At 67.2% G+C, this 24991-nt stretch carries 32 protein-coding genes; 25 read left to right on the top strand and 7 right to left on the bottom strand.

The genetic code is table 11. The annotated features are described in order from the left end of the window. Positions 1-11: 11 nt before the first annotated feature. From ruvA to Q8X39_RS13605, 3 genes are all read right to left on the bottom strand, one after another. Positions 12-587 (bottom strand): Holliday junction branch migration protein RuvA, encoded by a 576-nt coding sequence (gene ruvA / locus Q8X39_RS13615; RefSeq protein ID WP_305750224.1) that lies wholly within the window; start codon positions 585-587, stop codon positions 12-14. 55 nt (positions 588-642) lie between these two features. Then, positions 643-1314, bottom strand: coding sequence for a response regulator (locus Q8X39_RS13610; RefSeq protein ID WP_305750223.1), 672 nt, complete (start codon positions 1312-1314; stop codon positions 643-645). A gap of 123 nt (positions 1315-1437) precedes the next feature. Beyond that, positions 1438-3420, bottom strand: coding sequence for a sensor histidine kinase (locus Q8X39_RS13605; protein ID WP_305750222.1), 1983 nt, complete (start codon positions 3418-3420; stop codon positions 1438-1440). A 237-nt stretch (positions 3421-3657) separates the two neighbouring features. On the opposite strand from Q8X39_RS13605, the gene Q8X39_RS13600 reads away from it, so the two are divergent. Both Q8X39_RS13600 and ybeY read left to right on the top strand, forming a co-directional pair. Then, a complete protein-coding gene (locus Q8X39_RS13600; RefSeq protein WP_305750221.1) occupies positions 3658-4788 on the top strand; it encodes a PhoH family protein in 1131 nt (376 codons plus the stop codon). Then, positions 4778-5266, top strand: a complete 489-nt coding sequence (gene ybeY / locus Q8X39_RS13595; RefSeq protein WP_305750220.1) for an rRNA maturation RNase YbeY — start codon at positions 4778-4780, stop codon at positions 5264-5266. Before Q8X39_RS13600 ends, ybeY begins: the two co-directional genes overlap by 11 nt. Positions 5267-5300: 34 nt before the next feature. Here ybeY and Q8X39_RS13590 read toward each other — a convergent pair whose 3' ends face one another. After that, positions 5301-6236, bottom strand: coding sequence for a LysR family transcriptional regulator (locus Q8X39_RS13590; protein ID WP_305750219.1), 936 nt, complete (start codon positions 6234-6236; stop codon positions 5301-5303). A gap of 133 nt (positions 6237-6369) precedes the next feature. Here Q8X39_RS13590 and Q8X39_RS13585 point away from each other — a divergent pair, with 133 nt between their 5' ends. Both Q8X39_RS13585 and Q8X39_RS13580 read left to right on the top strand, forming a co-directional pair. Next, on the top strand, positions 6370-6606 hold the full coding sequence (locus Q8X39_RS13585) for a hypothetical protein (protein WP_305750218.1): 237 nt from the start codon (positions 6370-6372) through the stop codon (positions 6604-6606). A gap of 158 nt (positions 6607-6764) precedes the next feature. Beyond that, on the top strand, positions 6765-6998 hold the full coding sequence (locus tag Q8X39_RS13580) for a hypothetical protein (RefSeq protein ID WP_305750217.1): 234 nt from the start codon (positions 6765-6767) through the stop codon (positions 6996-6998). A gap of 163 nt (positions 6999-7161) precedes the next feature. On the opposite strand, the gene Q8X39_RS13575 is transcribed toward Q8X39_RS13580, so the two are convergent. The 3 genes from Q8X39_RS13575 to Q8X39_RS13565 all read right to left on the bottom strand — a co-directional run bounded on the left by Q8X39_RS13575 (position 7162) and on the right by Q8X39_RS13565 (position 11664). Next, positions 7162-9048, bottom strand: coding sequence for a phosphoenolpyruvate carboxykinase (GTP) (locus Q8X39_RS13575; protein WP_305750216.1), 1887 nt, complete (start codon positions 9046-9048; stop codon positions 7162-7164). Between the two features lie 191 nt (positions 9049-9239). Beyond that, positions 9240-10082 (bottom strand): 16S rRNA (uracil(1498)-N(3))-methyltransferase, encoded by an 843-nt coding sequence (locus Q8X39_RS13570; RefSeq protein ID WP_305750215.1) that lies wholly within the window; start codon positions 10080-10082, stop codon positions 9240-9242. 67 nt (positions 10083-10149) lie between these two features. Continuing rightward, complete coding sequence (locus Q8X39_RS13565; protein WP_305750214.1) at positions 10150-11664, bottom strand: YifB family Mg chelatase-like AAA ATPase; 1515 nt, start codon at positions 11662-11664, stop codon at positions 10150-10152. Between the two features lie 287 nt (positions 11665-11951). Between Q8X39_RS13565 and Q8X39_RS13560 the strand changes: the two genes are divergently transcribed. The 21 genes from Q8X39_RS13560 (at position 11952) to rplQ (ending at position 24831) form a co-directional block, all read left to right on the top strand. Beyond that, a complete protein-coding gene (locus tag Q8X39_RS13560) occupies positions 11952-12290 on the top strand; it encodes a P-II family nitrogen regulator (protein ID WP_130481973.1) in 339 nt (112 codons plus the stop codon). 23 nt (positions 12291-12313) lie between these two features. Beyond that, complete coding sequence (locus Q8X39_RS13555) at positions 12314-13807, top strand: ammonium transporter (RefSeq protein WP_305750213.1); 1494 nt, start codon at positions 12314-12316, stop codon at positions 13805-13807. A gap of 126 nt (positions 13808-13933) precedes the next feature. Further along, positions 13934-15229: a glutamate--cysteine ligase gene (gshA, locus tag Q8X39_RS13550; RefSeq protein WP_305750212.1), complete on the top strand. Its 1296-nt coding sequence runs from the start codon at positions 13934-13936 to the stop codon at positions 15227-15229. A 302-nt stretch (positions 15230-15531) separates the two neighbouring features. Continuing rightward, a complete protein-coding gene (rplN, locus tag Q8X39_RS13545) occupies positions 15532-15900 on the top strand; it encodes a 50S ribosomal protein L14 (RefSeq protein ID WP_130481970.1) in 369 nt (122 codons plus the stop codon). 21 nt (positions 15901-15921) lie between these two features. After that, entirely contained in the window at positions 15922-16239 is a 318-nt protein-coding gene (gene rplX / locus Q8X39_RS13540) for a 50S ribosomal protein L24 (RefSeq protein ID WP_305750211.1), read from the top strand. A 14-nt stretch (positions 16240-16253) separates the two neighbouring features. Then, positions 16254-16805 carry a 50S ribosomal protein L5 gene (rplE, locus tag Q8X39_RS13535; protein ID WP_305750210.1) on the top strand — a complete coding sequence of 184 codons (552 nt, stop codon included), beginning with the start codon at positions 16254-16256 and terminating at the stop codon, positions 16803-16805. Between the two features lie 8 nt (positions 16806-16813). Beyond that, positions 16814-17119, top strand: coding sequence for a 30S ribosomal protein S14 (rpsN, locus tag Q8X39_RS13530; RefSeq protein WP_305750209.1), 306 nt, complete (start codon positions 16814-16816; stop codon positions 17117-17119). 32 nt (positions 17120-17151) lie between these two features. Then, positions 17152-17547, top strand: a complete 396-nt coding sequence (gene rpsH, locus Q8X39_RS13525) for a 30S ribosomal protein S8 (protein ID WP_305750208.1) — start codon at positions 17152-17154, stop codon at positions 17545-17547. A gap of 15 nt (positions 17548-17562) precedes the next feature. After that, the gene (gene rplF, locus Q8X39_RS13520; RefSeq protein ID WP_305750207.1) at positions 17563-18096 is read left to right on the top strand and encodes a 50S ribosomal protein L6; all 534 of its coding nucleotides are present in this window, start codon (positions 17563-17565) and stop codon (positions 18094-18096) included. An 11-nt stretch (positions 18097-18107) separates the two neighbouring features. Further along, the gene (rplR, locus tag Q8X39_RS13515; RefSeq protein WP_305750206.1) at positions 18108-18470 is read left to right on the top strand and encodes a 50S ribosomal protein L18; all 363 of its coding nucleotides are present in this window, start codon (positions 18108-18110) and stop codon (positions 18468-18470) included. A 30-nt stretch (positions 18471-18500) separates the two neighbouring features. Further along, a complete protein-coding gene (rpsE, locus tag Q8X39_RS13510) occupies positions 18501-19019 on the top strand; it encodes a 30S ribosomal protein S5 (RefSeq protein WP_305750205.1) in 519 nt (172 codons plus the stop codon). 16 nt (positions 19020-19035) lie between these two features. Then, positions 19036-19218, top strand: coding sequence for a 50S ribosomal protein L30 (gene rpmD, locus Q8X39_RS13505; protein WP_305750204.1), 183 nt, complete (start codon positions 19036-19038; stop codon positions 19216-19218). 28 nt (positions 19219-19246) lie between these two features. Beyond that, the gene (gene rplO, locus Q8X39_RS13500; protein ID WP_305750203.1) at positions 19247-19681 is read left to right on the top strand and encodes a 50S ribosomal protein L15; all 435 of its coding nucleotides are present in this window, start codon (positions 19247-19249) and stop codon (positions 19679-19681) included. 31 nt (positions 19682-19712) lie between these two features. After that, a complete protein-coding gene (gene secY / locus Q8X39_RS13495) occupies positions 19713-21023 on the top strand; it encodes a preprotein translocase subunit SecY (RefSeq protein WP_305750202.1) in 1311 nt (436 codons plus the stop codon). Between the two features lie 15 nt (positions 21024-21038). Continuing rightward, positions 21039-21257 (top strand): translation initiation factor IF-1, encoded by a 219-nt coding sequence (gene infA, locus Q8X39_RS13490; RefSeq protein WP_305750201.1) that lies wholly within the window; start codon positions 21039-21041, stop codon positions 21255-21257. A 57-nt stretch (positions 21258-21314) separates the two neighbouring features. Beyond that, entirely contained in the window at positions 21315-21428 is a 114-nt protein-coding gene (rpmJ, locus tag Q8X39_RS13485; RefSeq protein WP_012348927.1) for a 50S ribosomal protein L36, read from the top strand. 34 nt (positions 21429-21462) lie between these two features. Then, the gene (gene rpsM / locus Q8X39_RS13480) at positions 21463-21828 is read left to right on the top strand and encodes a 30S ribosomal protein S13 (protein ID WP_130481958.1); all 366 of its coding nucleotides are present in this window, start codon (positions 21463-21465) and stop codon (positions 21826-21828) included. Positions 21829-21857: 29 nt separating this feature from the next. Then, positions 21858-22262, top strand: coding sequence for a 30S ribosomal protein S11 (rpsK, locus tag Q8X39_RS13475; RefSeq protein ID WP_012348925.1), 405 nt, complete (start codon positions 21858-21860; stop codon positions 22260-22262). 308 nt (positions 22263-22570) lie between these two features. Then, positions 22571-23194 carry a 30S ribosomal protein S4 gene (gene rpsD / locus Q8X39_RS13470; RefSeq protein ID WP_305750200.1) on the top strand — a complete coding sequence of 208 codons (624 nt, stop codon included), beginning with the start codon at positions 22571-22573 and terminating at the stop codon, positions 23192-23194. Positions 23195-23354: 160 nt separating this feature from the next. Next, the gene (locus Q8X39_RS13465) at positions 23355-24344 is read left to right on the top strand and encodes a DNA-directed RNA polymerase subunit alpha (RefSeq protein WP_305750199.1); all 990 of its coding nucleotides are present in this window, start codon (positions 23355-23357) and stop codon (positions 24342-24344) included. Between the two features lie 94 nt (positions 24345-24438). Next, the gene (gene rplQ, locus Q8X39_RS13460; RefSeq protein WP_305750198.1) at positions 24439-24831 is read left to right on the top strand and encodes a 50S ribosomal protein L17; all 393 of its coding nucleotides are present in this window, start codon (positions 24439-24441) and stop codon (positions 24829-24831) included. Positions 24832-24991 lie beyond the last annotated feature (160 nt).

Below are 24991 nucleotides of genomic sequence, written 5' to 3'. Positions count from 1 at the left end.
GGGACCGGCCTTCAGCGGGCCAGGGCCTTGAGCGCGAGCTTGATGCCGTCGCTCACGCCGACGTCGGCCGGTAGCGGCTTGATCGCCAGCGCGGCCTCCTTCTCGTTGTAGCCCAGCGCGATCAGGGCCTGGACGATGTCGCCCTGGTTGTCGCTGATCGGCGTCGCGCCCGGCAGGCCGAGGTCGGCGCCGAGCTTGCCCTTGAGTTCGAGCAGCAGCCGCTCGGCGGTCTTCTTGCCGATGCCCGGCACCTTGACCAGCCGGCCGGCCTCCTGGCGCGTCACCGCCTGCGACAGCTCGGCCACGCTCAGGCCCGACAGGATGGACAGCGCGGTGCGCGCGCCGATGCCGGCGATCTTGATCAGCAGGCGGAAGGTGGCGCGCTCCTCGGCGCTCAGGAAGCCGTAGAGCAGCTGGGCGTCCTCACGCACCACGAAGTGGGTCAGCAGCGTGACCGGTGCGCCCAGCGCGGGCAGGTTGTAGAACGTGCTCATGGGCACGTCGATCTCGTAGCCGACGCCGTGCACGTCGACCAGGATCTGCGGCGGTGTCTTTTCGGCCAGGGTGCCGGCGATGCGTCCGATCATGGGCCGGGATCATAGGCGGGCGGTCCGGCCGCCCGGCCCGCGACAGCCGGTGCGATCAGCGCCTGAACAGGCCGAGGCGCTGCGCTTCCAGCGCGGCCTCGGCGCGCGAGCTCACGTTGAGCTTGCGGTAGATCTGCTTGACGTAGTCGGCGATGGTGTGGCGCGACAGGCCCAGCTGCGTGCCGATCTCCGGCAGCGTGAAGCCCTTGGCCACGCGCAGCAGCACCTCGCGCTCGCGCTCGGTCAGCTGGACGTTGGGCATCAGCTGGTCCGAGGCGGCCGGCTGCTGCGCGGCCGGCCGGCTGGCCTGGGCCGAAAAGTAGGAAATCATGCGCCGCGCGATCGACGGCGACAGCGGCGGCTCGCCCTGGCTGATGCGCTGCAGGTGCTCCATCAGCTGCTCGCGCGGCTGTTCCTTGAGCAGGTAGCCGTAGGCGCCGGCCTGCAGCGCGGGGAACAGGTGGTCGTCGTCGTCGTGGATGGTCACGACCACCGACTGCGCATCGGGCTGCTGGTCGCGCAGCGCCTGCACCACCTTCACGCCGGAGCCGTCGGGCAGGCCGAGGTCGATCATCGCGAGGTCGAACCGGTGGGCCACGACCTGCTGCAGCGCGTCGGCGATGCGGGCCGATTCGATGACGGTCGAGCCGGGGAAGACCTGGAGCACCAGCGCCCGCAGGTAGGCGCGAATCTCGGGCAGGTCTTCAAGCAGCAGGATCTGTTTCATGGGCTCTCCGCCGACGAGGCAAGGGGGCAAGGTTCGCGAATTCGAGTTTCACCCAGTATCGGTGCGCGACGTTGACGCTGTCGCGTCGTGGTGACGTCCGGGACGTGCAATCGGTTGTATGCATCACAACGGCAGGGTCAGTCGGATCGTGGTGCCGTAGCCCGGGCCGGATTCGACCAGGCACTGGCCCTGCAGCTGCTTGGCGCGGCCCTTCATGGTCGACATGCCGTGGCCGCGGTCGAGCTTGCCGTCCAGCTCGGTCGGGATGCCCTTGCCGTTGTCCGCGATGGTCAGCTCGAAGTCGTTGTGGTCCTGCCGGATCGTGATCTCGCAGCGTGTCGCGCGGCTGTGCTTGAGCACGTTGCTCACGGCCTCGCGCAGGATGCGCGTGGTCTGCACATAGGCCCGGGCGCTCATCGCGCGCTCGCTCATCAGCAGCTCGTCGGCGGCGTTCCAGACCAGCTCGACGCCGCCGTGCGAGAAGCGCGTCATCAGCTCGCTGCGCCAGTCGCCGATGGCGTCGCCGATCTGCATGGCCCGGCCGGTCAGGCCGCGCACCGACAGGCGCATCTCCTCGAGCGCCTCGCGCGCCAGCGTCGAAATGCGGTCGTTGTCGGCCGTGTGCACGATGGTCAGCAGCTTGGCGCCGAGGTCGTCGTGCAGGTCGGCGGCGATGCGCTTGCGCTCCTTGGCGGTGACCTGCTCGACCCGCAGCTCGGCCATCTGGCCGTAGTTCTGCTCCATGTCGGCGGTGGCCTGCAGCAGCCGGCGCTCGGCCTGCACGCGGCCCTGCTCGGCAGCGGCGATCGCGCCCTGGAAGAGCTGGTGCATGCGGCCGACCATGCCGGCGAACATCACCACCAGCGCGACGCTGATCGCGTGCTTGCCCGGCAGCAGCACCGCGCCGGGACTGCCCAGCAGCTCGGCGGCCATCGTCACGACGAAGGCCGACAGCGCGACCGCGCCGATCCAGAAGTCGTTGCGCGAATAGCGCCAGGCGCGCTGCAGGAAGACCATGCCGACGCCGATCACCTCCAGCACCAGGATCGTGACCCACGGCAGGGCGACGCTGTGGATGCGGTCCGGCGCGGCCAGTGCCAGGCTGGCCGGCACGACCACGCACTGCAGCGCCACGGCCACTTCCAGCCAGACCACCCGCAGGCCGCAGTAGCGCAGCAGGTAGAGCATCGCGGCGAGGGCGACCGGCGGGGCGAAGGCGGCGATCAGCAGCTCGGTCCAGATGCCCGGCAGCGGCAGCGCGGCACCCGTCAGCAGCGCGGCCAGCAGGGCCCAGCCCAGCGCGGCGGCACCGAAATAGCCGAAGTAGGGCAGCTGGCTCGACGCCCGCAGCACCAGCGCGGCCAGTCCGACGACGGCGGCCACGGTGGCCAGCGCATGGGTCGCGCCGAGGTTGAAGGCCAGTGTCTGGCGGTGCAGCGGATCGAGCGCCGCATGCGGCCCGATGCGCACCGGCGCGAGCTGCGCGGCGCGTTCGCGGCTGGCCACTTGGGTCAGCGCCTGGCCGGCGACGCGCACGTCCAGCCGGTTGCCCTCGGGCTTGAGCAGGCCGGGCGGCAACGGCGTCAGCGCCGGCTCGTAGCAATCGCCCGGATGCGGGTCGGCCAGCTTGCCGCGGGCATCGATCAGCTGGCCGTTCAGGCGCACCTCGAAGGATGCGCAGACCTGCGGCAGGAAGGCCGCCAGCATCTCGCCGGCGCTGGCCCTGGGCGAGCTGGGCGCGGCGAAGGCGAGCCGGTACTCGTGCACGCCGCTCTCGTCGCGGGCCGGGCGTTCGCGCAGGTGCGGCAACGTCACGGGGCGGGCTTCGGCCTCGACCGGACGGCCGTCGCTGCCGATGCGGACCATGCTGGCCTGGGTCAGCAGGACGCTGCCGGCCGTGCTGCCGCTGGCGGCGACCTCCAGGCCCCACAGGACGACCAGCACCAGGGTGGTCAGCAGCAGTCCCCAGCGGGCCGGGTGGAGGTTCTGGGCGATGGCGCGCAGCGGCTGGCGCAGACGCGCGGCCAGCGACGTGGCGGACTCGGCCGGCGGCCGGGAGGACGGCACTTCGGGGGCCAGGACGACGGTCTCGGGAGACGGGTTCACGGACAAGGCGGCGGAGTCGGCTGCGGGTGGATCGGTCGGCTTCGGGACGATGACCCACCGCCGATCCGGGCGATGGACGGGCAACGGCGGCTCGGTGACGATCGGGCGTTGCAGGCCCTGTCGGGCGTCCTCGACAGCCTTTCGGCCGAAAGCGCCCGATTCTGAAGGCGCGCACCGCCCGCCGCGTCGGCGCGACAATCACGTTTCCGGGCCCAGCCCGAAAGATGCACGCTTGCCTTGATCCTGCGCCACGCCTTCATCCCGCCCGACAACCGCCGACTGGCCCATGTCTGCGGCTCGCTCGACCAGAACCTTCGCACCATCGAGGCAGCCCTCGAGGTCAGCATTCAGCGTCGCCATGAGTCCTTCCGGGTCGACGGCCCGAAGCGCGGCGCGGAACGGGCCGTGGCGCTGCTGCAGCAGCTCTACGACCAGGCCAGCGTGCCGATCGAGCCGGCCCGCCTGCAGCTGGAGCTGATCCAGGTGATGCAGGCGCCCGCCGCCGCGCCTTCGGCCTCCCCGGCAACGCTGTCGCCCTTGCCGCCCTTGCCGCCCACCACCGCGATGCCCGAGCGGCTCGACGGCCTGGACGTGATCGGTGCCGTCGAGCGCCCTGCCGACGAGATCGTGCTGCGCACCCGCCGCAGCGACCTGGTCGGGCGCACCGCCAACCAGGTCGAGTACCTGCGCCACATCCTCGGCCACGACATCACCTTCGGCATCGGCCCGGCCGGCACCGGCAAGACCTTCCTGGCGGTGGCCTGCGCGGTCGACGCGCTGGAGCGCAACCAGGTCCAGCGCATCGTGCTCACACGTCCGGCGGTCGAGGCCGGCGAGCGGCTCGGTTTCCTGCCCGGCGACCTGGCACAGAAGGTCGATCCCTACCTGCGCCCGCTCTATGACGCGCTGTACGACCTGATGGGGCTGGAGCGCGTCGGCAAGGCCTTCGAGAAGGGCCTGATCGAGATCGCGCCGCTCGCCTTCATGCGCGGACGCACGCTCAACCATGCCTTCGTGATCCTCGACGAGGCGCAGAACACCACGCCCGAGCAGATGAAGATGTTCCTGACCCGCATCGGCTTTGGCAGCCGTGCGGTCGTCACCGGCGACATCAGCCAGATCGACCTGCCCAAGGGCAGCAAGAGCGGCCTGGTCGACGCCGCCCAGGTGCTGCGCCGGGTGCGCGGCATCGCCCACACCCGCTTCACCTCGGCCGACGTGGTGCGCCATCCGCTGGTCGCCCGCATCGTCGAGGCCTATGACGCGGTGCCCGATTCGGCGCGCCGACAGGCCGAGGCGGAAGCGGAGGCCGCCCTCGATGCCGCTGCTGCGCGCTCGTCCAGGCCCGGAGCCCGCGATGGCCGCTGAGCGCACCACCCGTCGAGCGGCCGCGCCGACGTTGTCGCTGTCGCTGCAGTTCGCCGATCCGCGCCACCGCGAGGTGCTCAAGCGCCACCTGGTGCAGCGCTGGATCCGCGCCGCGCTGGAGGCGCCCGGCGAGATCACGGTCCGCATCGTCGATGCCGACGAGGGCCTGAGCCTGAACACCGAATACCGCGGCAAGGCCTACGCCACCAACGTGCTGACCTTCGACTACACCCAGGAGCCGGTGGTCAGCGCCGACCTGGTGCTGTGCGCGCCGGTGGTCGAGTCCGAGGCGCAGGCCGCCGGCAAGCCGCTGCTGGCCCACTACGCCCACCTGCTGGTGCACGGCACGCTGCACGCGCAGGGCTACGACCACGAGGACGACGAGGCCGAGGCCGAGCACATGGAAGCGCGCGAGCGCGAGGTGCTGGCCGCGCTCGGTTTTCCCGATCCCTACGCGGACCCGGCCGAAGCGGCCTGAGGCCATCGACCGCGCCTGAACCCGGTCGCGCCGCTCAGGCCGGCGTGTGCGTCACCACCGTCAGGATCTGGTCGCGCAGCCACTGCTGGGCCGGATGCCGGTCCAGCCGCCGATGCCACAGCATGTGGACGTGCAGGGCGGCCAGCGGCAGCGGCAAGGCCCGCACCACCAGCTCGCCCTGCGAGCCCGTCACCGGCAGGAAGGCCTTGGGCAGCACGGTCAGCAGGTCGGTCTCGGCCACCACCCGGCCGGCGGTGAAGAACTGGTTGACCGTCAGCACCCGCTGGCGCTGGCGCTGCACGGCGGCGAGCGCCTCGTCGATCAGGCCCTGGCCGCGGCCGGAGAAGCTCACCAGCAGGTGCTGCGCGGCGCAGTAGTTGTCCAGCGTCAGCTCGACCTCGGCCAGCGGATGGCCGCGCCGCATCACGCAGACGTACTCGCTCAGGTAGAGCTCGCGGTGCAGGATCGGCGCCTGCAGCCCCAGGCCGGACTGGCGCGCGACGACCTCCGGGAAGTGGCCGATGGCGATGTCGGCATCGCCTTGCTCCAGCAGTTCGCTCGGATCGCGCGTGGCCAGCGGCTGGACCCGCAGGCCCGCGCGGGCCTGGCCGTCCTGCAGCTGGCGCAGCAGCGGCGGCAGGATCAGCGCAGCGGTCGCGTCGGCCATGGCCAGCAGGAACTCGTGGCCTTGCTCCTGCGGGTCGTAGTGGCTCGGATCGAGGTTCTCGCGCAGCAGCGTCAGCGCCTGCTGCACCGTCGGCCACAGCGCCTCGGCCCGCGCCGTCGGCTTGACGCCGTAGGCGCTGCGGGTGAAGAGCGTCTCGCCGACGCTGTCGCGCAGCCGGCGCAGGGCATTGCTCACGGCCGGCTGCGTCATCGCGAGCTGCTCGGCGGCGCGCGTCAGGTTGCGTTCGGCCATCACCGTGTCGAACACGCGCAGCAGGTTCAGGTCGAGTGTGCGGAAGTTCATGGCGGCCCCTGGAACGGCCTGCAATCATAAACAACGTGAATGATGGTGATTCACAAATGCTGCTTGGCGCATAACACGGGTTTACCCTAGACTGCGAAGCACTGGGGTAAACCCTAGATCCAAGGAGTTAGAAATGACCGTGACCACCATGACCTTCCAGCACGTGAACGCCTTTGACGCCCTGATGGCGCAGGCAGGCGCAGCGGTCGGCAACGCCCTGCGTTCGGTGGCGAACCTGTTCGCGACCGACGCTGCGGCCGAGCCGCGCACGGCGCAGGAACTGCTCGACTGGGCTGACCAGTACGAAGCGACCCAGCCTTCCTACGCCGCTGACCTGCGCGCCGCAGCTCAGCGCCACCTCGGCCAGTGAATCCGAGACGACGGCCCCGGGTGCAGCGCGGGGCGTGCCAGGAAGACCTGGTCACGCCTCCCCGTTGAAGCCGAGTGGATGTTCCCGCGCACACCCGTTGCCGCCGTCCCGATTCCGACCGATCCGTACCTCACACACACCGTATCCAGGAGCTATCCATGACCGCTCACACGATGACCTTCCACCATGCCTCGCCCATCGACGTGCTGATCGCACGCGTGGCGGGCTGGACTTCCCGCGCTGCCTCGGCCGTCGCCACCTGGCTGGCCGAGGGCTCCCAGCGTGAGCCGCGCACCGCGCAGGAACTGCTGGCCTGGGCCGAGCAGTACGAGGCGACCCAGCCGTCCTACGCCGCCGACCTGCGTGCGATCGCCCGTCGCCACATGAACTGATCGTCACCGGCCGGCGCACCACCGCCGGTCGATGAACGGCCTGACGGGCACGACGCAACACCCCACGCGATCGCTGCCCGGAAACGACGAAGCCCGCCAACTCGGCGGGCTTCGTCGTTTCCGGCGACGGTGGCCCAGGCCACCATCCCCCGAGCCGACCGGGTCAGCGCTCCAGGCGCGCCTCGATGGCGGCCTTGGTGTCGCGCAGGGCTTGCGGCAGGTGATGGGCCAGCTGCTGGAACAGCTCGCCGTGCAGCGTCATCTCCTGCTGCCAGGCGGCGCGGTCGATGCCGATGACGCTCTGGAACTGCTCGGCGCTGAAGTCCAGGCCGGACCAGTCCAGGTCTGCGTAGCCCGGGCTGACGCCGAAGGCGTTCTCGGTGCCGGCGGCGCTGCCGTCGAGGCGGCCCAGCATCCACTTGAGCACGCGCATGTTGTCGCCGTAGCCGGGCCAGACGAACTTGCCGTTCGCGCCCTTGCGGAACCAGTTGACGCAGAAGATCGCCGGCAGCTTCGTGCCCTGGCCCTGCAGCTTCGCGCCCAGGTCCAGCCAGTGCTGGAAGTAGTCCGACATGTTGTAGCCCATGAAGGGCAGCATCGCGAACGGATCGCGGCGCACCACGCCCTGCTGTCCGGCGGCGGCGGCGGTGGTCTCGGAGCCCATGGTCGCGGCCATGTAGACACCCTCGGTCCAGTCGCGGGCCTCGGTCACCAGCGGCACGGTGGTCGAGCGGCGGCCGCCGAAGATGAAGGCGTCGATCGCCACGCCAGCCGGGTTGTCCCACTCCGGGTCCAGCGCCGGGTTGTTGGTCGCGGCGACCGTGAAGCGCGCGTTCGGGTGCGCGGCCGGACGCAGCTTGCCGTCGGGCAGTCGCGCGGTCTCGGGCGTCCAGTCCTTGCCCTGCCAGTCGATCAGGTGGGCCGGCGGGGTGTCGGTCATGCCTTCCCACCAGACGTCGCCGTCGTCGGTCAGCGCGACGTTGGTGAAGATGACGTCGCGGTCCAGCGAGGCCATGCAGTTCGGGTTGGTCTGGTGGTTGGTGCCAGGGGCGACACCGAAGTAGCCGGCTTCCGGGTTGATCGCGTAGAGGCGGCCGTCGGCGCCCGGCTTGATCCAGGCGATGTCGTCGCCGATGGTGGTGACCTTCCAGTCGCCCAGCGCGGCCGGCGGGATCAGCATCGCGAAGTTGGTCTTGCCGCAGGCGCTCGGGAAGGCGGCGGCGACGTGGCTCTTGCGGCCTTCCGGCGAGGTCACGCCCAGCACGAGCATGTGCTCGGCCAGCCAGCCCTGGTCACGGCCCATGGTCGAGGCGATGCGCAGCGCGAAGCACTTCTTGCCCAGCAGCGCGTTGCCGCCGTAGCCCGAGCCGTAGGACCAGATCTCGCGCGTCTCGGGGTAGTGGACGATGTACTTGGTCTTGTTGCAGGGCCAGGCGACGTCGTCCTGGCCGGCCGTCAGCGGCGCGCCGACGGTGTGCACGCAGGGCACGAACTCGCCGTCCACGCCCAGCACGTCGTACACCGCCTTGCCCATGCGGGTCATGATCCGCATGTTGACGGCCACGTAGGGGCTGTCGGACAGCTCGATGCCGATGTGCGCGATCGGCGAACCCAGCGGGCCCATCGAGAAGGGCACCACGTACATCGTGCGGCCACGCATCGAGCCGGCGAACAGCGCCGGCGTGCCGTCGGCCGCGCCGGTCTGAAGCAGCGCGCGCATCTCGGACGGGGCCATCCAGTTGTTGGTCGGGCCGGCATGTTCCTTCTGCTGCGAGCAGATGTAGGTGCGGTCCTCGACGCGGGCGACGTCGCTCGGGTCGGAGCAGGCCAGGAAGCTGTTCGGGCGCTTGACCGGATCGAGCTTGCGGAAGGTACCGGCGTCGACCAGCTTCTGGCAGAGGCGGTCGTACTCGTCCTGCGAGCCGTCGCACCAGTGGATCGCGGCCGGTTGTGTCAGCGCGGCGATCTCGGAGACCCAGGCAATCAGCTGGGCGTTCTTGACGTGGGCGGGCGCATTCACGCTCACGCCGACCATGGCGGGATGGTTCATCGGACAGGCTCCAAGGTTGAAAAAGGCATCTCGACAGCGCCGCGTTGCGGTGCTCTCGGGATGCCCCCAAAACCAGTTTGAGCTTCCGCCCAGCCGATTACAAAGCGATTACATGCGCATTCAGCATGACCGGATGCAGCGTCACGAACGGTCGTGCGATCCGTCTCGGTGGCGCGAGGGCGTCACCGTCTTCAGGCGCGCAGCAGGCGTTCAGGTCTTCGGGAGAACCCGACACCCGCTTTTGGGGGTGTTGCCGGATCGCCGCAGTCGGCTAAGTCGCCCAGACCGGCTGTGAGCCCGATGTAACCCAGTGCGGCCAGCGGCGCGGTCTCGGCACGCAGCACGCGCGGTCCGAGCGTCGTGGGCAAGGCGCCGGCGCGGCGCAGCGCGTCTTCCTCGGCGGGGCTGAAGCCGCCCTCCGGGCCGCTGTAGAGGCGCAGCGCGGGCAGCGGCGACGGGGCACGTGCGCGCGCCTGCGCCAGGCGTTCGGCCAGCGGGCGGGCCTCGGACAGGCTCAGCGCCAGGGTGGTCACCGTGTCGGGGCCACCGTCGGGGCCGGCCAGTGCGGCCGCCAGCGTGCGCGGCGCCGCGATGTGCGGCACGCGGGTGCGTCCGCACTGCTCGGCGGCGGCCACCGCGATGGCCTGCCAGTGGGCGCGCTTCTTGTCGGCTCGCTCGGCGTTCAGGCGCAGCACCGAGCGCTCGCTCATCAGCGGCTCGATCACGGCCGCACCCAGCTCGGTCGCCTTCTCGATCAGCCAGTCGAACCGGTCATTGGCCGGCATGACCGCGGCCAGCGTCACCGCCAGCGGCAGCTCGCGCTCGACCGGGTCGTGCTCGCCGACCTGCACGCGCACGTCGCTGCGGCCCATCCGGACGACCCGGGCCTGCCACTCGCCGCCCTGGCCGTTGAACAGGATCAGCAGGTCACCGGGCTGGTGGCGCAGGACCTGGACATGGCGTGCGGCGCCGGCGGGCAGGTCGAATTCGAGGCCGGCTTGCAGCGGGGCGTCGACGTGAAGGCGGGCGGGCATGGCGGTGAGCGGCGTCGGCAACTTGAAGGCGGCCCGCAGTGTGCCGCAGCCGCCGCCTGGGACGGGCTCAGGCGCCCGGCAGTCCGCGCCGCAGCTGGATCGCCTCGGCGACGTGACCCAGCGTGATCGCGTCCGTGTCGTCCAGGTCGGCCAGCGTGCGGGCCACGCGCAGCACGCGGTGCAGGCTGCGGCCGGACCAGCCGAGCCGGCTGGCTGCGCCGTCGAGGAACTCGCGTGCACCGTCCTGCAGCTGGACGACGTCATCGAGCCGACCCGCGTCGACGACGGCATTCGTGCAGCCCTGCCGGTCGAGCTGGCGCTGCCGGGCGACGGCCACGCGCGCCGCGACGGTGGTGCTGTCCTCGCCGTCGCGTCGACCGGACAAGGCCTGCGGCGCCAGCGCGAGCACCTCCACGCGCAGGTCGATGCGGTCCAGCAGCGGGCCGGAAATGCGGCCCTGGTAGCGCCGCACCTGCTCGGGCGTGCAGCGGCAGGCTGGCCGGATGGCGCCCAGGTGGCCGCAGGGGCAGGGGTTCATGGCCGCGACCAGCAGGCAGCGTGCCGGGAACTCGGCCTGGCGAGCCGCGCGCGAGATCGTGATGCGGCCGTTCTCCAGCGGCTCGCGCAGGGCTTCAAGCGCGGCACGCGGGAACTCCGGCAGCTCGTCCATGAACAGCACACCGTGGTGCGCGAGCGAGACCTCGCCCGGCCTCGGTGGCGATCCGCCGCCGACCAGCGCGACCGACGACGCGCTGTGGTGCGGCGAGCGCACCGTGCGTTGCGACCAGCGGCTGGCGTCGAAAGGACCGGCGAGGCTCAGGACGGCGGCGGATTCGAGCGCCTCGTCCTCGGTCATCGGCGGCAGCAGGCCGGTCAGACGCTGGGCCAGCATCGACTTGCCGGTGCCAGGTGGACCGACGAACAGCAGGCTGTGCGCACCGGCCGCGGCGATCTCCAGCGCGCGACGGGCGCCGACCTGGCCGCGCACGTCGACCAGGTCGGGCCAGCGCGGCGGGGGCTGCGGGATCGGCGCGGGCGGCTCGGCCAGCGGTGGCGCGTCGTCCTCGTCGCGCAGCGCGGCGACCACGTCGAGCAGGTGACGTGCGCAGCGCAGCGGCAGGTCCGGAACGCGTGCCGCCTCCTGTGCACTGGCCTCGGGCAGCACCAGGCAGCGGCCGGTCGGCGCGCGCCGCATCGCCAGGGCCATGGCCAGCGCGCCGTGGACCGGCCGCAGGTCGCCGGCCAGCGACAGCTCGCCGGCGAACTCGTGGCGGTCGAGCCGGCTGGCATCGATCTGGCCGCTGGCCGCGAGGATGCCCAGCGCGATCGGCAGGTCGAAGCGGCAGCCTTCCTTGGGCAGGTCGGCCGGGCCGAGGTTGACGGTGATGCGCTTGTCGTGCGGGAAGGTCAGCCCGCTGTTGAGCACGGCGGCCCGGACCCGCTCGCGTGATTCCTTGACCTCGGTGTCGGCCAGTCCGACCAGCGTGAAGCTGGGCAGGCCGTTGGCCAGATGCACCTCGACGGTGACTTCGGGGGCCTGCAGCCCCAGCAGGGCTCGGCTGTGGACGGTCGCAAGGGTCATCTCGGGGCGCTCCAGGGGGCGCCCGGTGGGCGCAGAGGGGCCGGATTCTGGGCAGCCCGTCACAACTGCTGACACCCTCTGATGGGGGTTGCACCGACCTGGTGCGTTTGAGGGTGCTTCCGTGCGTCGCGCCTGGGGTCGGGGCGACGGCCGCGCCGCTTTGGGGCGGTGGCTCGCCGATGTGTGCCGCGCAAGGCTGGCATGGAAGCTGCAGAAAGAAGGCTCAGCTGCTGCTCAGCTATCCGCTGTTTTCGCCTTCCAACGCCATCAACCTTCCGGAGGCCGCCATGAAAATGGTCACCGCCATCATCAAACCCTTCAAGCTCGACGAGGTGCGCGAAGCCCTCAGCAACATCGGCGTGCAAGGGATCACCGTCACCGAGGTCAAGGGCTTCGGCCGACAGAAGGGCCACACCGAGCTGTACCGGGGTGCCGAGTACGTCGTGGACTTCCTGCCCAAGGTGAAGATCGAAGCCGCCGTGGACGACGCCATCGTCGACCGCGTGATCGAGGCGATCGAGGGCGCCGCGCGCACCGGGAAGATCGGCGACGGAAAGATCTTCATCACCGCCCTTGAGCAGGTGCTGCGCATCCGGACCGGCGAGACCGGCAAGGACGCCCTCTGATTTCCCTCACCCCGAGAAAAACCATGAAAAAACTGCTTGCCACCCTGGCTCTGGGCTTGGCGGTGCTGGGATCCACCGGCGCTGCGTTCGCCCAGGCTGCTTCTGAACCGGCTGCGGCCGCTTCTGCCGTTGTCGAGGCCGCCTCTGCCGTGGCCGAGGCCGCTTCCGCAGTCGCCGCACCGGTGCCCAACAAGGGCGACACCGCCTGGATGCTGCTGTCCACGCTGCTCGTCATCATGATGACGGTGCCTGGCCTGGCACTGTTCTACGGCGGCTTGGTGCGCGCCAAGAACATGCTGTCCGTGCTGATGCAGGTGATGGTCACGTTCTCGATGATCCTGGTGCTGTGGGCCATCTACGGCTACAGCCTGGCCTTCACCGAGGGCAACGCCTTCTTCGGCAGCTTCGACCGGCTGTTCCTGAAGGGCGTCTGGGACAACGTCGCGGGCACCTTCGCACCGGCTGCCACCTTCAGCAAGGGCGTCTACATCCCCGAGATCGTGTTTGCGGCCTTCCAGGCCACGTTCGCGGGCATCACCTGCTGCCTGATCGTCGGTGCCTTCGCCGAGCGCATCAAGTTCTCGGCCGTGCTGCTGTTCACCGCGCTGTGGTTCACCTTCAGCTACATCCCGGTCGCACACATGGTGTGGTTCTGGATGGGCCCGGATGCCTACGCCTCGGCTGACGTCGTCGACGCGATGAACGGCAAGGCCGGCTACATCTGGCAGATGGGCGCCCTGGACTTCGCCGGCGGCACCGTCGTGCACATCAACGCCGCGGTCGCTGGCCTGGTCGGCGCCTTCATGGTTGGCAAGCGCGTCGGCTACGGCAAGGAAGCCTTCACGCCGCACTCGCTGACGCTGACGATGGTCGGTGCCTCGCTGCTGTGGGTGGGCTGGTTCGGCTTCAATGCCGGCTCGGCACTGGAAGCCAACGGCTACGCCGGCCTGGCCTTCGTCAACACGCTGTTCGCCACCGCGGCGGCCGTGCTGGCCTGGTGCATCGGCGAGGCCCTGATGAAGGGCAAGGCCTCGATGCTGGGCGCTGCCTCCGGTGCAGTCGCCGGCCTGGTCGCCATCACCCCGGCCGCCGGCAACGTCGGCATCCTGGGCGGCATCCTGATCGGCTTCATCGCCGGCTTCGCCTGCCTGTGGGGCGTCAACGGCCTGAAGAAGATGCTCGGCGCGGACGACTCGCTCGACGTGTTCGGCGTGCACGGCGTCGGCGGCATCCTGGGAGCCCTGCTGACCGGTGTCTTCAACTCGCCGAACCTGGGCGGCCCGAGCGCCGTCGCCGACTGGGTCACCGTGGGCATGGTCGCCCCGGACGCCTACTCGATCGCCTCGCAGGTGTGGATCCAGGCCAAGGCCGTGCTGCTGACCATCGTCGTCTCCGGCGTGGTGTCGGTGATCGCCTACAAGATCGTCGACCTGGTGATCGGCCTGCGCGTGACCGAAGAGGAAGAGCGCGAGGGCCTGGACATCAGCTCGCACGGCGAGACCGCGTATCACAAGTGATCTGAGCCGGATTCCGGCCTGAATCGAGGGGTCGCCGCTGGCGGCCCCTTTTCATTTGGCGCGACGACCCCAGATGCGTCGATCCTTAGAATCGATTCCACCCGCCGGCTACGCCAGGACACGCGCATGGTTCCCCACCTCGTCACCGCCCTCAACGGCCCCATCAACGAACTGGAGGCCCGCATCCTGGAGTCGATGCCGGCGATCGAGCGCTGGTTCCGCCTCGAGTGGATGGAGCACACGCCACCGTTCTACTCGTCGGTCGACGTGCGCAACGCCGGCTTCAAGCTGGCACCGGTTGACACCAACCTCTATCCGGGCGGCTGGAACAACCTGACGCCCGAGATGCTGCCGCTGGCGGTGCAGGCGGCCATGGCGGCGATCGAGAAGATCTGCCCCGAGGCCAAGAACCTGCTGCTGATCCCCGAGAAGCACACGCGCAACCCGTTCTACCTGCTGAACGTCGCGCGGCTGCAGGAGATCTTCACGCTGGCCGGCCTGAATGTGCGGCTCGGCACGCTCGATCCGGCGATCGACAAGCCGACCCCGGTGGCACTGCCCGACGGCAGCGAGCTCCTGATGGAGCCGCTGGTGCGGACCCAACGTCGCCTCGGCCTGAAGGGCTTCGATCCCTGCACCATCCTGCTCAACAACGACCTGTCGGCGGGCATCCCCGGCATGCTCGAAGACCTGCACGAGCAGTACCTGCTGCCGCCGCTGCATGCCGGCTGGGCGGTGCGGCGCAAGACCAACCACTTCCAGTCCTACGAGGAAGTGGCCAAGAAGTTCGCCAAGCTGCTGGGCATGGACCCGTGGCTGATCAACCCGATGTACACGCAGTGCGGCAAGGTCAACTTCGGCGAAGGTGACGGCATCGAGTGCATCAAGTCGAACGCCGAGGCGCTGATCGCCAAGATCCGCCGCAAGTACAAGGAATACGGCATCAACGAGAAGCCGTTCGTGATCGTCAAGGCCGACAACGGGACCTATGGCATGGGCATCATGACCGTGCGCGATCCGAAGGAACTCGACGAGCTGAACCGTCGCACCCGAAACAAGATGAGCGTCGTGAAGGACGGCCAGGAGGTCTCCGAAGTCATCATCCAGGAAGGCGTCCCGACCTACGAGCGGATGAACGACGCGGTCGCCGAACCCGTCGTCTACATGATGGACCGCTACGTCGTGGGCGGCTTCTACCGCGTCCACGCCGACCGCGGCATCGACGAGAACCTCAACGCGCCCGGCGCCCAGTTCGTGCCGCTGGCCTTCGCGGAGAGCCACCACCTGCCGCGCGTCGGCGCCAAGCCCGGTCAGAGCGCGCCCAACCGGTTCTACATGTACGGCGTGATCGCCCGCCTGGCGATGCTGGCGGCCAGCTACGAGCTGGAGGCCACCGACCCGGACGCCGAGGTCTACGACTGATGCCCAGGTGACGCGCCGCGCGCTGCGCGGGCTCGTCACGACATCACATCGGGGCGGCTCGTTCCTTCCGGATCGGCCGCCCCGAATCTTTTTGCACAGCGTGTTGACGCGGCGTTCGAGCCTCGTGCATAATCGCTGACTCTGCTGGCTTGAGCGCGTGCCTAGCCGCCCGCTGCGCAAGTCGGTTTCGCCCCCAGCTGCGACCTGAGTCGAGTTCTCGAACAGGTTGCACGACGGGCCCAAGACTGACCGCGGCGGTGGCCATTCGGCTGCAGCCAGAGCGGGACAAGTTGGGGATAGACATGATCCAAATGCAATCGCGACTCGACGTCGCGGACAACACGGGTGCGAAGTCCGTCATGTGCATCAAGGTGCTTGGCGGTTCGAAGCGTCGTTACGCCAGTATTGGCGATGTGATCAAGGTCAGCATCAAGGAAGCTGCGCCGCGTGGTCGCGTCAAGAAGGGCGAGGTCTACAACGCTGTGGTCGTTCGCACCGCCAAGGGTGTGCGCCGCCAGGACGGTTCGCTCGTCAAGTTCGATGGCAACGCTGCGGTGTTGCTCAATGCCAAGCTCGAGCCGATCGGCACGCGCATCTTCGGCCCGGTCACCCGCGAACTGCGGACCGAGCGCTTCATGAAGATCGTGTCGCTCGCTCCTGAAGTGCTCTAAGCCGACGGCGAAGGACAGGCCATGAACAAGATTCGCAAAGGCGACGAGGTCATCGTGCTGACCGGTCGCGACAAGGGCAAGCGCGGCCAGGTTTCGCTGCGCGTGGACGAGGACCATCTGGTCGTTGACGGCGTCAATGTCGTCAAGAAGCACGTCCGCCCGAACCCGCTGAAGGGCACGACCGGTGGCATCGTCGACAAGACCATGCCGATTCATCAATCGAATGTGGCGATCTTCAACCCCGCGACCGGCAAGGCCGACCGCGTGGGCATCAAGCTCCTGGCTGACGGCAAGAAAGTGCGCGTCTTCAAGTCCAGCGGCGACGAGATCAAGGCCTGAGGCAGGAACCTGAAATGGCTCAACAACAAGCTCGCCTGCAAGCCTTCTACAACGACACCGTCGTGCCGTCGCTGGTTGAGAAGTTCGGCTACAAGTCGGTGATGGAAGTGCCGCGTTTCCAGAAGATCACCCTGAACATGGGTGTCTCGGAAGCGGTGTCGGACAAGAAGGTCATGGATCACGCCGTCGGCGACCTGACCAAGATCGCAGGCCAGAAGCCTGTCATCACCAAGTCGCGCAAGGCTATCGCGGGTTTCAAGATCCGCGAGAACGTGCCCATCGGCTGCATGGTCACGCTGCGTGGTGCGCGCATGTTCGAATTCCTGGACCGTTTCGTCACCATCGCGCTGCCGCGCGTTCGTGACTTCCGCGGCATCTCCGGTCGTTCGTTCGATGGTCGCGGCAACTACAACATCGGCGTCAAGGAACAGATCATCTTCCCCGAAATCGAGTACGACAAGGTGGATGCTCTGCGTGGTCTGAACATCAGCATCACGACGACGGCCAAGACCGATGACGAGTGCAAGGCGCTGCTGTCGGCCTTCCGCTTCCCGTTCAAGAACTGAGGTGCACGGTGGCAAAACTCTCTTTGATCCAACGTGAAGAAAAGCGCGAGAAGCTGGTTGCCAAGTTCGCGAAGAAGTACGCGGAACTGAAGGCCATCATCGACGACCAGGGCAAGTCGGAAGACGAGCGTTACCTGGCGCGTCTGGCGCTGCAGAAGCTGCCCCGCAACGCGAACCCCACGCGCCTGCGCAGCCGCTGCGAGATCACCGGTCGTCCGCGTGGCACCTTCCGCAAGTTCGGACTGGGCCGCACCAAGATTCGTGAACTGGCCTTCCGCGGCGACATCCCCGGTGTCGTCAAGGCGAGCTGGTAAATCGGCCCCAGGGCACGAACAGGAGTGATTCCATGAGCATGAGTGATCCGATCGCGGACATGCTGACCCGCATCCGCAACGCCCAGATGGTCGAGAAGGCCAGCGTTGTGATGCCGTCATCCAAGCTCAAGGCTGCCATCGCGCAGGTCTTGAAGGATGAGGGTTACATCGACGGGTTCGCCGTCAAGGCAGAGGGCGGCAAGGCCGAGCTGCAGATCGCGTTGAAGTATTACGCCGGTCGCCCGGTGATCGAACGCATCGAGCGCGTCAGCCGTCCTGGCCTGCGCATCTACAAGGGCCGTCACGACATCCCCCATGTCATGAACGGCCTTGGTGTGGCCATCGTCACGACCCCCCAGGGCGTCATGACCGACCGCAAGGCGCGCGCTGCCGGTATCGGCGGCGAAGTGCTCTGCTACGTCGCTTAAGGACAGGAGCAGCAGATGTCCCGCGTTGGAAAGATGCCGATCGCCGTCCCGCAAGGCGTGGACGTGTCGGTCACCCCGGACCAGATCAGCGTGAAGGGTGCCCTTGGTACCCTGGTGCGCCCGGCGCACGCCCTGGTCGAAGTCAAGAATGAAGCTGGCAAGCTGACCTTCGCCCCGACCAACGAGTCGGCCGAAGCGAACGCGATGTCGGGCACCGTGCGGGCGCTGGTCGCCAACATGGTCACCGGCGTGAGCAAGGGCTTCGAGCGCAAGCTGAACCTGGTCGGCGTGGGCTTCCGCGCCCAGGCCCAGGGCCAGAAGCTCAACCTGCAGATCGGGTTCTCGCACCCTGTCGTCAAGGACATGCCGGCCGGCATCAAGGTCGAATGCCCGACCCAGACCGAAATCCTGATCAAGGGTTCCGATCGCCAGGTCGTCGGCCAGATCGCTGCCGAGGTGCGCGCCTTCCGTCCTCCCGAGCCTTACAAGGGCAAGGGCATCCGTTATTCGGATGAGAAGGTCACGCTCAAAGAGACCAAGAAGAAGTAAGGAGCCGCACCATGTTGAACAAGAAGGAACAGCGGCTGCGTCGCTCCCGTCAGACCCGCGCCCGCATTGCACTGCAAGGCGTGGAGCGTCTGACCGTCTTCCGCAGCAACCTGCACATCTATGCCAGCGTGATTTCCGCCGACGGCGGCAAGGTGCTGGCTTCGGCTTCGACGGCCGAGAAGGACTTTCGTGCCGAACTGGGCGCTGGCAAGGGCGGCAACGTCAATGCGGCCCAGGTGATTGGCAAGCGCATCGCGGAACGTGCCAAGGCAGCAGGCGTCGAGAAGGTCGCTTTCGACCGCTCGGGCTTCGCGTACCACGGTCGTGTCAAGGCCCTGGCCGAAGCTGCCCGCGAAGCGGGTCTGCAGTTCTGATCCGCGCGTCGGCAAACCAAGGAACATCAAATGGCTAAGTTTCAACCCAAGGTGGCTGACGAAGGTCGCGACGATGGGATGCGCGAGAAGATGATCCAGGTCAACCGCGTGACCAAGGTGGTCAAGGGCGGTCGGATCATGGCTTTCGCAGCACTGACTGTCGTCGGCGACGGCGATGGTCGCGTTGGCATGGGCAAGGGCAAGGCGCGTGAAGTGCCGGTGTCCGTGACCAAGGCAATGGAGCAGGCGCGTCGCAATCTCGTGAAGGTCCCGCTGCGCAACGGCACGGTACCGCACAACGCGACCGGCGAACACGGTGCTGCGAAGGTGCTGCTCGCGCCGGCGCCGGCCGGTACCGGCATCATCGCTGGCGGCCCGATGCGCGCGATCTTCGAAGTGATGGGCATCACCGACATCGTGGCGAAGAGCCTCGGTTCGTCGAACCCGTACAACATGGTTCGCGCCACGTTCGACGCGCTGTCGCGCATGACCACGGCTTCGGAAGTCGCGGCCAAGCGTGGTCTGACCATCGAACAGATCTTCAACTGAGCGTCGGGAGCCCACCATGGCTGAACAAAAGACCCTCAAGGTGCAACTGGTTCGCAGCCCGATCGGCACCCAGGAATCGCATCGCGCCACCGTTCGTGGCCTGGGCCTGCGCAAGCTGAACAGCGTGTCCGAACTGCAGGACACCCCGGCCGTGCGCGGCATGATCAACAAGATCGCCTACCTGGTGCGCGTGCTCTGAGCGGCGCGCGTCATCAAGGAAGAATGACATGGAACTGAATTCGATCAAGCCGAGCACGGGTGCCAAGCACGCCAAGCGTCGCGTCGGTCGTGGCATCGGCTCCGGCCTGGGCAAGACCGCAGGTCGTGGTCACAAGGGCCAGAAGTCGCGTGCTGGCGGCTACCACAAGGTCGGCTTCGAGGGCGGTCAGATGCCGCTGCAGCGTCGCCTGCCCAAGCGTGGCTTCAAGTCGCACCTGCTGAAGTTCAACGCAGAGATCAACCTCAGCGAACTGAATGCGCTGGGCGCCGATGAAGTCGACGTGCTCATGTTGAAGGCTGTCGGCCTGGTCGGCGAGCTCGTCCGCAACGTCAAGGTCGTCAAGTCTGGCGAGCTGACCCGAAAGGTCGTGCTCAAGGGCATCGGCGCCACTGCCGGTGCCAAGGCGATCATCGAAGCCGCTGGCGGTTCGCTGGTCGACTGAACGTCCCTACGCAGGCAAGCACAGGCACTCCGTGGCAACCAACGCGAATCAACTGGCGAAGAGCGGCAAGTTCGGTGACCTCCGTCGCCGGCTGGTCTTTCTTTTGCTGGCGCTGGTGGTGTATCGGATCGGGGCTCACATCCCTGTTCCGGGCATCAACCCCGATCAACTTGCGGAACTGTTCAAGGGCCAACAAGGCGGCATCCTGAACCTGTTCAACATGTTCTCGGGTGGTGCGCTGTCTCGCTTCACCGTCTTTGCGCTCGGCATCATGCCGTACATCTCTGCATCGATCATCATGCAGCTGATGGGCTACGTGGTGCCGACGCTGGAGGCGTTGAAGAAGGAAGGCGAAGCCGGTCGTCGCAAGATCACGCAGTACACGCGCTATGGCACGCTGGCTCTGGCCATCTTCCAGTCGCTGGGCATTGCGCTCGCCTTGGAGGGCTCGGCCGGCTTGGTGGTCAACCCCGGTCCGATGTTCCGGATCGGCGCGATGGCCAGCCTGACGGCGGGCACGATGTTCCTGATGTGGCTGGGTGAGCAGATCACCGAGCGCGGTTTGGGCAACGGCATCTCGATCCTGATCTTCGCGGGCATCGCAGCGGGGCTTCCCAGCGCGATCGGCGGACTTCTGAACCTGGTGAACACGGGTTCGATGAGCATCATCGTGGCACTTTTCATCGTGCTGCTGGTCGTCGGCGTGACGTTTGCCGTGGTGTTCGTCGAACGCGGCCAGCGCAAAATCCTGGTTAACTACGCCAAGCGTCAGGTCGGCAACAAGGTCTATGGCGGCCAGTCATCGCACCTGCCGCTGAAGATCAACATGTCGGGCGTGATTCCGCCGATCTTTGCCTCTTCGATCATCCTGCTGCCCGCGACGGTGGTCGGCTGGTTCGCCACAGGCGACAAGCTGACCTGGTTGAAGGACATCTCGTCGGCCCTGTCCCCCGGTCAGCCGATCTACGTCCTGCTGTACGCGGCCATGATTGTCTTCTTCTGCTTCTTCTACACGGCACTGGTGTTCAACAGCCGTGAGACCGCAGAGAACCTGAAGAAAAGCGGTGCGTTCATCCCTGGCATACGCCCGGGTGACCAGACCGCTCGACACATCGACAAGATCCTGGCGCGTCTGACGCTGGGCGGTGCGGCCTACATCACTCTGGTGTGTCTGCTGCCCGAATTCCTGGTTCTGAAGTACAACGTCCCGTTCTATTTCGGTGGCACCTCGCTGCTGATCATCGTGGTCGTGACGATGGACTTCTGGGCCCAAGTGCAGTCCTACGTGATGTCTCAGCAATACGAAGCTTTGCTCAAGAAGGCGAGCTTCAAAGCTGGATGAGTCGTCGGTTGTGCGATGGCCAAGGACGACGTCATCCAGATGCATGGAGAGGTTGTTGAAAACCTCCCCAACGCGACGTTCAGAGTGAAGCTGGAAAACGGGCACCTGGTGCTCGGCCACATCTCCGGCAAGATGCGCATGCACTACATCCGCATCCTGCCTGGCGACAAGGTGACAGTGGAGCTGACACCGTACGATCTTTCCCGTGCTCGCATCGTTTTCCGGGCGAAGTGAGCGATAGCCGTAGAGTCCCGGAAGACAAAAGCGCCTAAGCCGATCAAGGAGAAGACCATGAAAGTCTCCGCATCCGTCAAGAAGATCTGCCGCAATTGCAAGATCATCCGCCGCAAGGGTGTGGTCCGTGTCATTTGCACCGACCCGCGCCACAAGCAGCGCCAGGGCTGAGCCTTCCTGGGCTGTCACCGAATAGAGGACGCACATGGCACGTATTGCTGGTATCAACATTCCGCCTCACAAGCACACCGAGATCGGCCTGACGTCGATCTACGGCGTGGGCCGCACGACGGCTCAGAAAATCTGTGAGGCCTGCAGCATCCCCTTCAACAAGAAGGTGAAGGATCTGACCGACGCCGATCTCGAGAAGATCCGCGACGAGGTCGGCCGCCTGACCATCGAAGGTGACCTGCGCCGCGAGATCTCGATCAACATCAAGCGACTGATGGACCTGGGCTGCTACCGCGGCTTCCGTCATCGCCGTGGTCTGCCGGTTCGCGGCCAGCGCACGCGCACCAACTCCCGCACCCGAAAGGGTCCGAAGAAGGGCCCGCAGGCGCTGAAGAAATAATCGAGGCGTCGCCCCGGAGAACATGATTCATGGCTAAAGCACCCGTCAACAACGCAGCTCGTCGCGTCAGCAAGAAGGTTCGCAAGAACATTGCCGACGGCGTCGCTCACGTGCACGCGTCCTTCAACAACACGATCATCACGATCACCGACCGTCAGGGCAACGCGCTGTCGTGGGCTTCGAGTGGTGGTCAGGGCTTCAAGGGCTCGCGCAAGTCGACCCCGTTCGCTGCGCAGGTCGCTGCTGAAGTCGCTGGTCGTGCTGCTCAGGAACAAGGCATCAAGAACCTCGACGTCAAGATCAAGGGCCCCGGCCCGGGTCGCGAGTCTTCGGTTCGCGCGCTGGCCTCGCTGGGCATCCGCATCGCGTCGATCTCCGACGTGACGCCGGTCCCGCACAACGGCTGCCGTCCCCAGAAGCGTCGCCGCATCTGATCCGGATGCGCGACCGGTCGGATCGTTCGATTCGACCTGCAGCCGCCAGCTGCTTGCCCGGTCTATAATTTCCGGCTGTCCGGCGAAGCCCTCGTGCGTCGCCGGATTTTCCATTGAGGCGCGTATCTCCTTGCCGGAAGGTGTGCGGTGCAGCGATCCCTGATCGCGCCCGGAGCCGTCTCGTTGATAAGCCCACTGTCGGGCTGCCTCGCATGGCGCGCACGGTCGTGTCCGTTCATGCGTTGAGCCCGACTCGCGTGGTGTCGCTCCGTTCGATGCCGCGTCAGCACTGACACAAGGACAACACTGTGGCACGTTACCTCGGCCCGAAGGCCAAACTTTCCCGCCGTGAAGGCACCGACCTGTTCCTGAAGAGCGCACGCCGCTCGATCAGCGACAAGGCGAAGTTCGAATCCAAGCCTGGCCAGCACGGCCGCACCTCGGGCTCGCGGACCTCGGACTTCGGTCTGCAGCTGCGTGAAAAGCAGAAGGTCAAGCGCATGTACGGCGTCCTCGAGCGCCAGTTCCGCCGCTACTTCGCCGAAGCCGAGCGCCGCAAGGGCAACACCGGCGCGAACCTGCTGTTCTTGCTGGAATCCCGCCTGGACAACGTCGTCTATCGCATGGGCTTCGGCTCCACCCGTGCCGAAGCGCGCCAGCTGGTGTCGCACAAGTCGGTCACGGTCAACGGCGAAGTCGTGAACATCCCGTCCTACCTGGTCAAGGCTGGTGACGTGGTGGCCGTTCGCGAGAAGGCCCGCAAGCAGCTGCGCATTGCCGATGCGCTCAAGCTCGCCGACTCGATCGGCCTGCCTGCCTGGGTCTCGGTCGACATCAGCAAGATGGAAGGTGTCTTCAAGAAGACCCCCGACCGCGACGAGTTCGGCGCCGACATCAACGAATCGCTGATCGTCGAACTGTATTCGCGCTGATCGGTCGATGCGGCCCCTGGTCAGACATCCTTCGCGACGTCTGACCAGCTGGGCCGCTTCGCCGTTCTGCCTTTGCCGCGGGCCCGGCCTGATCCGGACCTGCGGTCGGTCCCGCAGCCTTATCGGTGTAACGAGCCGAGGGTATTGACAGGAACTTTCGATGCAAACCAATCTGCTGAAGCCCAAAGCCATCAACGTCGACCCGCTCGGCGGTCACCGTGCCAAGGTGACGCTGGAGCCGTTCGAGCGTGGCTACGGGCACACGCTGGGCAACGCGCTGCGTCGCGTGCTGCTGTCGTCGATGGTCGGCTACGCGCCCACCGAAGTGACGATCGCCGGCGTGCTGCACGAGTACTCCACCGTTGACGGTGTGCAGGAAGACGTGGTCCACATCATGCTCAACCTCAAGGGCGTGGTGTTCCGTCTGCACAACCGCGACGAAGTGACGCTGGTGCTGCGCAAGGAAGGCGAAGGCCCGGTCAAGGCCAGCGACATCCAGACGCCGCATGACGTCGAGATCATCAACCCGGACCACGTGATCGCTCACCTGGCCCAGGGTGGCAAGCTCGACATGCAGATCAAGGTCGAGAAGGGCCGCGGCTACGTGCCCGGCAGCATGCGCCGGTATGCGGACGAGCCGACCAAGTCGATCGGCCGCATCGTCCTGGACGCCTCGTTCTCGCCGGTCAAGCGCGTGAGCTATGCGGTCGAGAACGCCCGCGTCGAGCAGCGCACCGACCTCGACAAGCTGGTCATGGAGATCGAGACCAACGGTTCGATCTCGCCGGAAGAGGCCATCCGCGCCTCGGCAAAGATCCTGGTCGAGCAGCTGGTGGTGTTCACGCAGATCGATCCGGGCGACATCGCCTCGATCATCGATTCGCCGCAGCCGCGCGCCCAGCACTTCGACCCGATCCTGCTGCGTCCGGTCGATGAGCTCGAACTGACGGTCCGTTCGGCGAACTGCCTGAAGGCCGAGAACATCTACTACATCGGCGACCTGATCCAGCGTACCGAGACCGAGCTGCTGAAGACCCCGAACCTGGGTCGCAAGTCGCTCAACGAGATCAAGGAAGTGCTGGCCTCGCGTGGCCTCACCCTGGGTGCCCGTCTCGAGAACTGGCCGCCCCAAGGCCTCGACAAGCGTTGATTTTTTGAAAGTGGAGTGGCGGCAACGACCGCCCTCCGGTGCACCCGGCGGTACCTGATCCGGCCGCCGGTATTCATAAGGAAAGGAAAGCACCATGCGTCACGGCAACGGCCTCCGCAAACTCAACCGCACCTCCGCCCACCGTCAGGCGATGCTGCGCAACATGGCCAACTCGCTCATCGAGCACGAGGCCATCAAGACCACGGTCCCCAAGGCCAAGGAACTGCGTCGCGTCGTCGAGCCGCTGATCACGCTGGCCAAGGAGCCGACCGTCGCCAATCGTCGCCTGGCGTTCGATCGCCTGCGCAACCGCGACAACGTGGTCAAGCTGTTTGACGTGCTGGGTCCGCGCTTCAAGGCGCGTCCGGGCGGCTACACCCGCATCCTGAAGATGGGTTTCCGCGTCGGCGACAACGCGCCGATGGCCTTCGTCGAACTGGTGGACCGCGAAGACACCAGCGCCGAAGTGCCGACCGCGGCTGAATAAGCCCGCGTCTGGCGACAGCCCTCCCGGGCATGTGGCCTGCAACGCCCGAAGGGCCGGCTCTGCCGGCCCTTTTTCATGCGCACCACGACACGTGGCGCACCGGACGTAAGCGTCCGCCAAAGTCACCTTGACCCCGGCACGGCCGGCGCTCAGGTCCCAG

The organism is Leptothrix discophora, assembly GCF_030705305.1.
In the GTDB taxonomy this organism is placed as follows: domain Bacteria; phylum Pseudomonadota; class Gammaproteobacteria; order Burkholderiales; family Burkholderiaceae_C; genus Sphaerotilus; species Sphaerotilus discophorus.
Note: the sequence above shows the minus strand (reverse complement) of the source record. Positions and strands in the feature narration are given on the sequence as shown.

What these genes read in the sequence shown, in the direction of transcription:
- Q8X39_RS13560 (WP_130481973.1), top strand. Translation starts at nt 11,952, where the DNA reads ATGAAAATGGTCACCGCCATCATCAAACCCTTCAAGCTCGACGAGGTG.
- infA (WP_305750201.1), top strand. Translation starts at nt 21,039, where the DNA reads ATGGCCAAGGACGACGTCATCCAGATGCATGGAGAGGTTGTTGAAAAC.
- rplX (WP_305750211.1), top strand. Translation starts at nt 15,922, where the DNA reads ATGAACAAGATTCGCAAAGGCGACGAGGTCATCGTGCTGACCGGTCGC.
- rpsK (WP_012348925.1), top strand. Translation starts at nt 21,858, where the DNA reads ATGGCTAAAGCACCCGTCAACAACGCAGCTCGTCGCGTCAGCAAGAAG.
- ybeY (WP_305750220.1), top strand. Translation starts at nt 4,778, where the DNA reads ATGGCCGCTGAGCGCACCACCCGTCGAGCGGCCGCGCCGACGTTGTCG.
- rplE (WP_305750210.1), top strand. Translation starts at nt 16,254, where the DNA reads ATGGCTCAACAACAAGCTCGCCTGCAAGCCTTCTACAACGACACCGTC.
- Q8X39_RS13610 (WP_305750223.1), bottom strand. Translation starts at nt 1,314, where the DNA reads ATGAAACAGATCCTGCTGCTTGAAGACCTGCCCGAGATTCGCGCCTAC.
- rpsH (WP_305750208.1), top strand. Translation starts at nt 17,152, where the DNA reads ATGAGCATGAGTGATCCGATCGCGGACATGCTGACCCGCATCCGCAAC.
- Q8X39_RS13580 (WP_305750217.1), top strand. Translation starts at nt 6,765, where the DNA reads ATGACCGCTCACACGATGACCTTCCACCATGCCTCGCCCATCGACGTG.
- rplQ (WP_305750198.1), top strand. Translation starts at nt 24,439, where the DNA reads ATGCGTCACGGCAACGGCCTCCGCAAACTCAACCGCACCTCCGCCCAC.
- Q8X39_RS13585 (WP_305750218.1), top strand. Translation starts at nt 6,370, where the DNA reads ATGACCGTGACCACCATGACCTTCCAGCACGTGAACGCCTTTGACGCC.
- rpmJ (WP_012348927.1), top strand. Translation starts at nt 21,315, where the DNA reads ATGAAAGTCTCCGCATCCGTCAAGAAGATCTGCCGCAATTGCAAGATC.
- Q8X39_RS13565 (WP_305750214.1), bottom strand. Translation starts at nt 11,664, where the DNA reads ATGACCCTTGCGACCGTCCACAGCCGAGCCCTGCTGGGGCTGCAGGCC.
- Q8X39_RS13465 (WP_305750199.1), top strand. Translation starts at nt 23,355, where the DNA reads ATGCAAACCAATCTGCTGAAGCCCAAAGCCATCAACGTCGACCCGCTC.
- Q8X39_RS13590 (WP_305750219.1), bottom strand. Translation starts at nt 6,236, where the DNA reads ATGAACTTCCGCACACTCGACCTGAACCTGCTGCGCGTGTTCGACACG.
- rpsM (WP_130481958.1), top strand. Translation starts at nt 21,463, where the DNA reads ATGGCACGTATTGCTGGTATCAACATTCCGCCTCACAAGCACACCGAG.
- Q8X39_RS13575 (WP_305750216.1), bottom strand. Translation starts at nt 9,048, where the DNA reads ATGAACCATCCCGCCATGGTCGGCGTGAGCGTGAATGCGCCCGCCCAC.
- rplR (WP_305750206.1), top strand. Translation starts at nt 18,108, where the DNA reads ATGTTGAACAAGAAGGAACAGCGGCTGCGTCGCTCCCGTCAGACCCGC.
- Q8X39_RS13570 (WP_305750215.1), bottom strand. Translation starts at nt 10,082, where the DNA reads ATGCCCGCCCGCCTTCACGTCGACGCCCCGCTGCAAGCCGGCCTCGAA.
- rplF (WP_305750207.1), top strand. Translation starts at nt 17,563, where the DNA reads ATGTCCCGCGTTGGAAAGATGCCGATCGCCGTCCCGCAAGGCGTGGAC.
- Q8X39_RS13555 (WP_305750213.1), top strand. Translation starts at nt 12,314, where the DNA reads ATGAAAAAACTGCTTGCCACCCTGGCTCTGGGCTTGGCGGTGCTGGGA.
- ruvA (WP_305750224.1), bottom strand. Translation starts at nt 587, where the DNA reads ATGATCGGACGCATCGCCGGCACCCTGGCCGAAAAGACACCGCCGCAG.
- rplO (WP_305750203.1), top strand. Translation starts at nt 19,247, where the DNA reads ATGGAACTGAATTCGATCAAGCCGAGCACGGGTGCCAAGCACGCCAAG.
- gshA (WP_305750212.1), top strand. Translation starts at nt 13,934, where the DNA reads ATGGTTCCCCACCTCGTCACCGCCCTCAACGGCCCCATCAACGAACTG.
- rpmD (WP_305750204.1), top strand. Translation starts at nt 19,036, where the DNA reads ATGGCTGAACAAAAGACCCTCAAGGTGCAACTGGTTCGCAGCCCGATC.
- rpsE (WP_305750205.1), top strand. Translation starts at nt 18,501, where the DNA reads ATGGCTAAGTTTCAACCCAAGGTGGCTGACGAAGGTCGCGACGATGGG.
- rplN (WP_130481970.1), top strand. Translation starts at nt 15,532, where the DNA reads ATGATCCAAATGCAATCGCGACTCGACGTCGCGGACAACACGGGTGCG.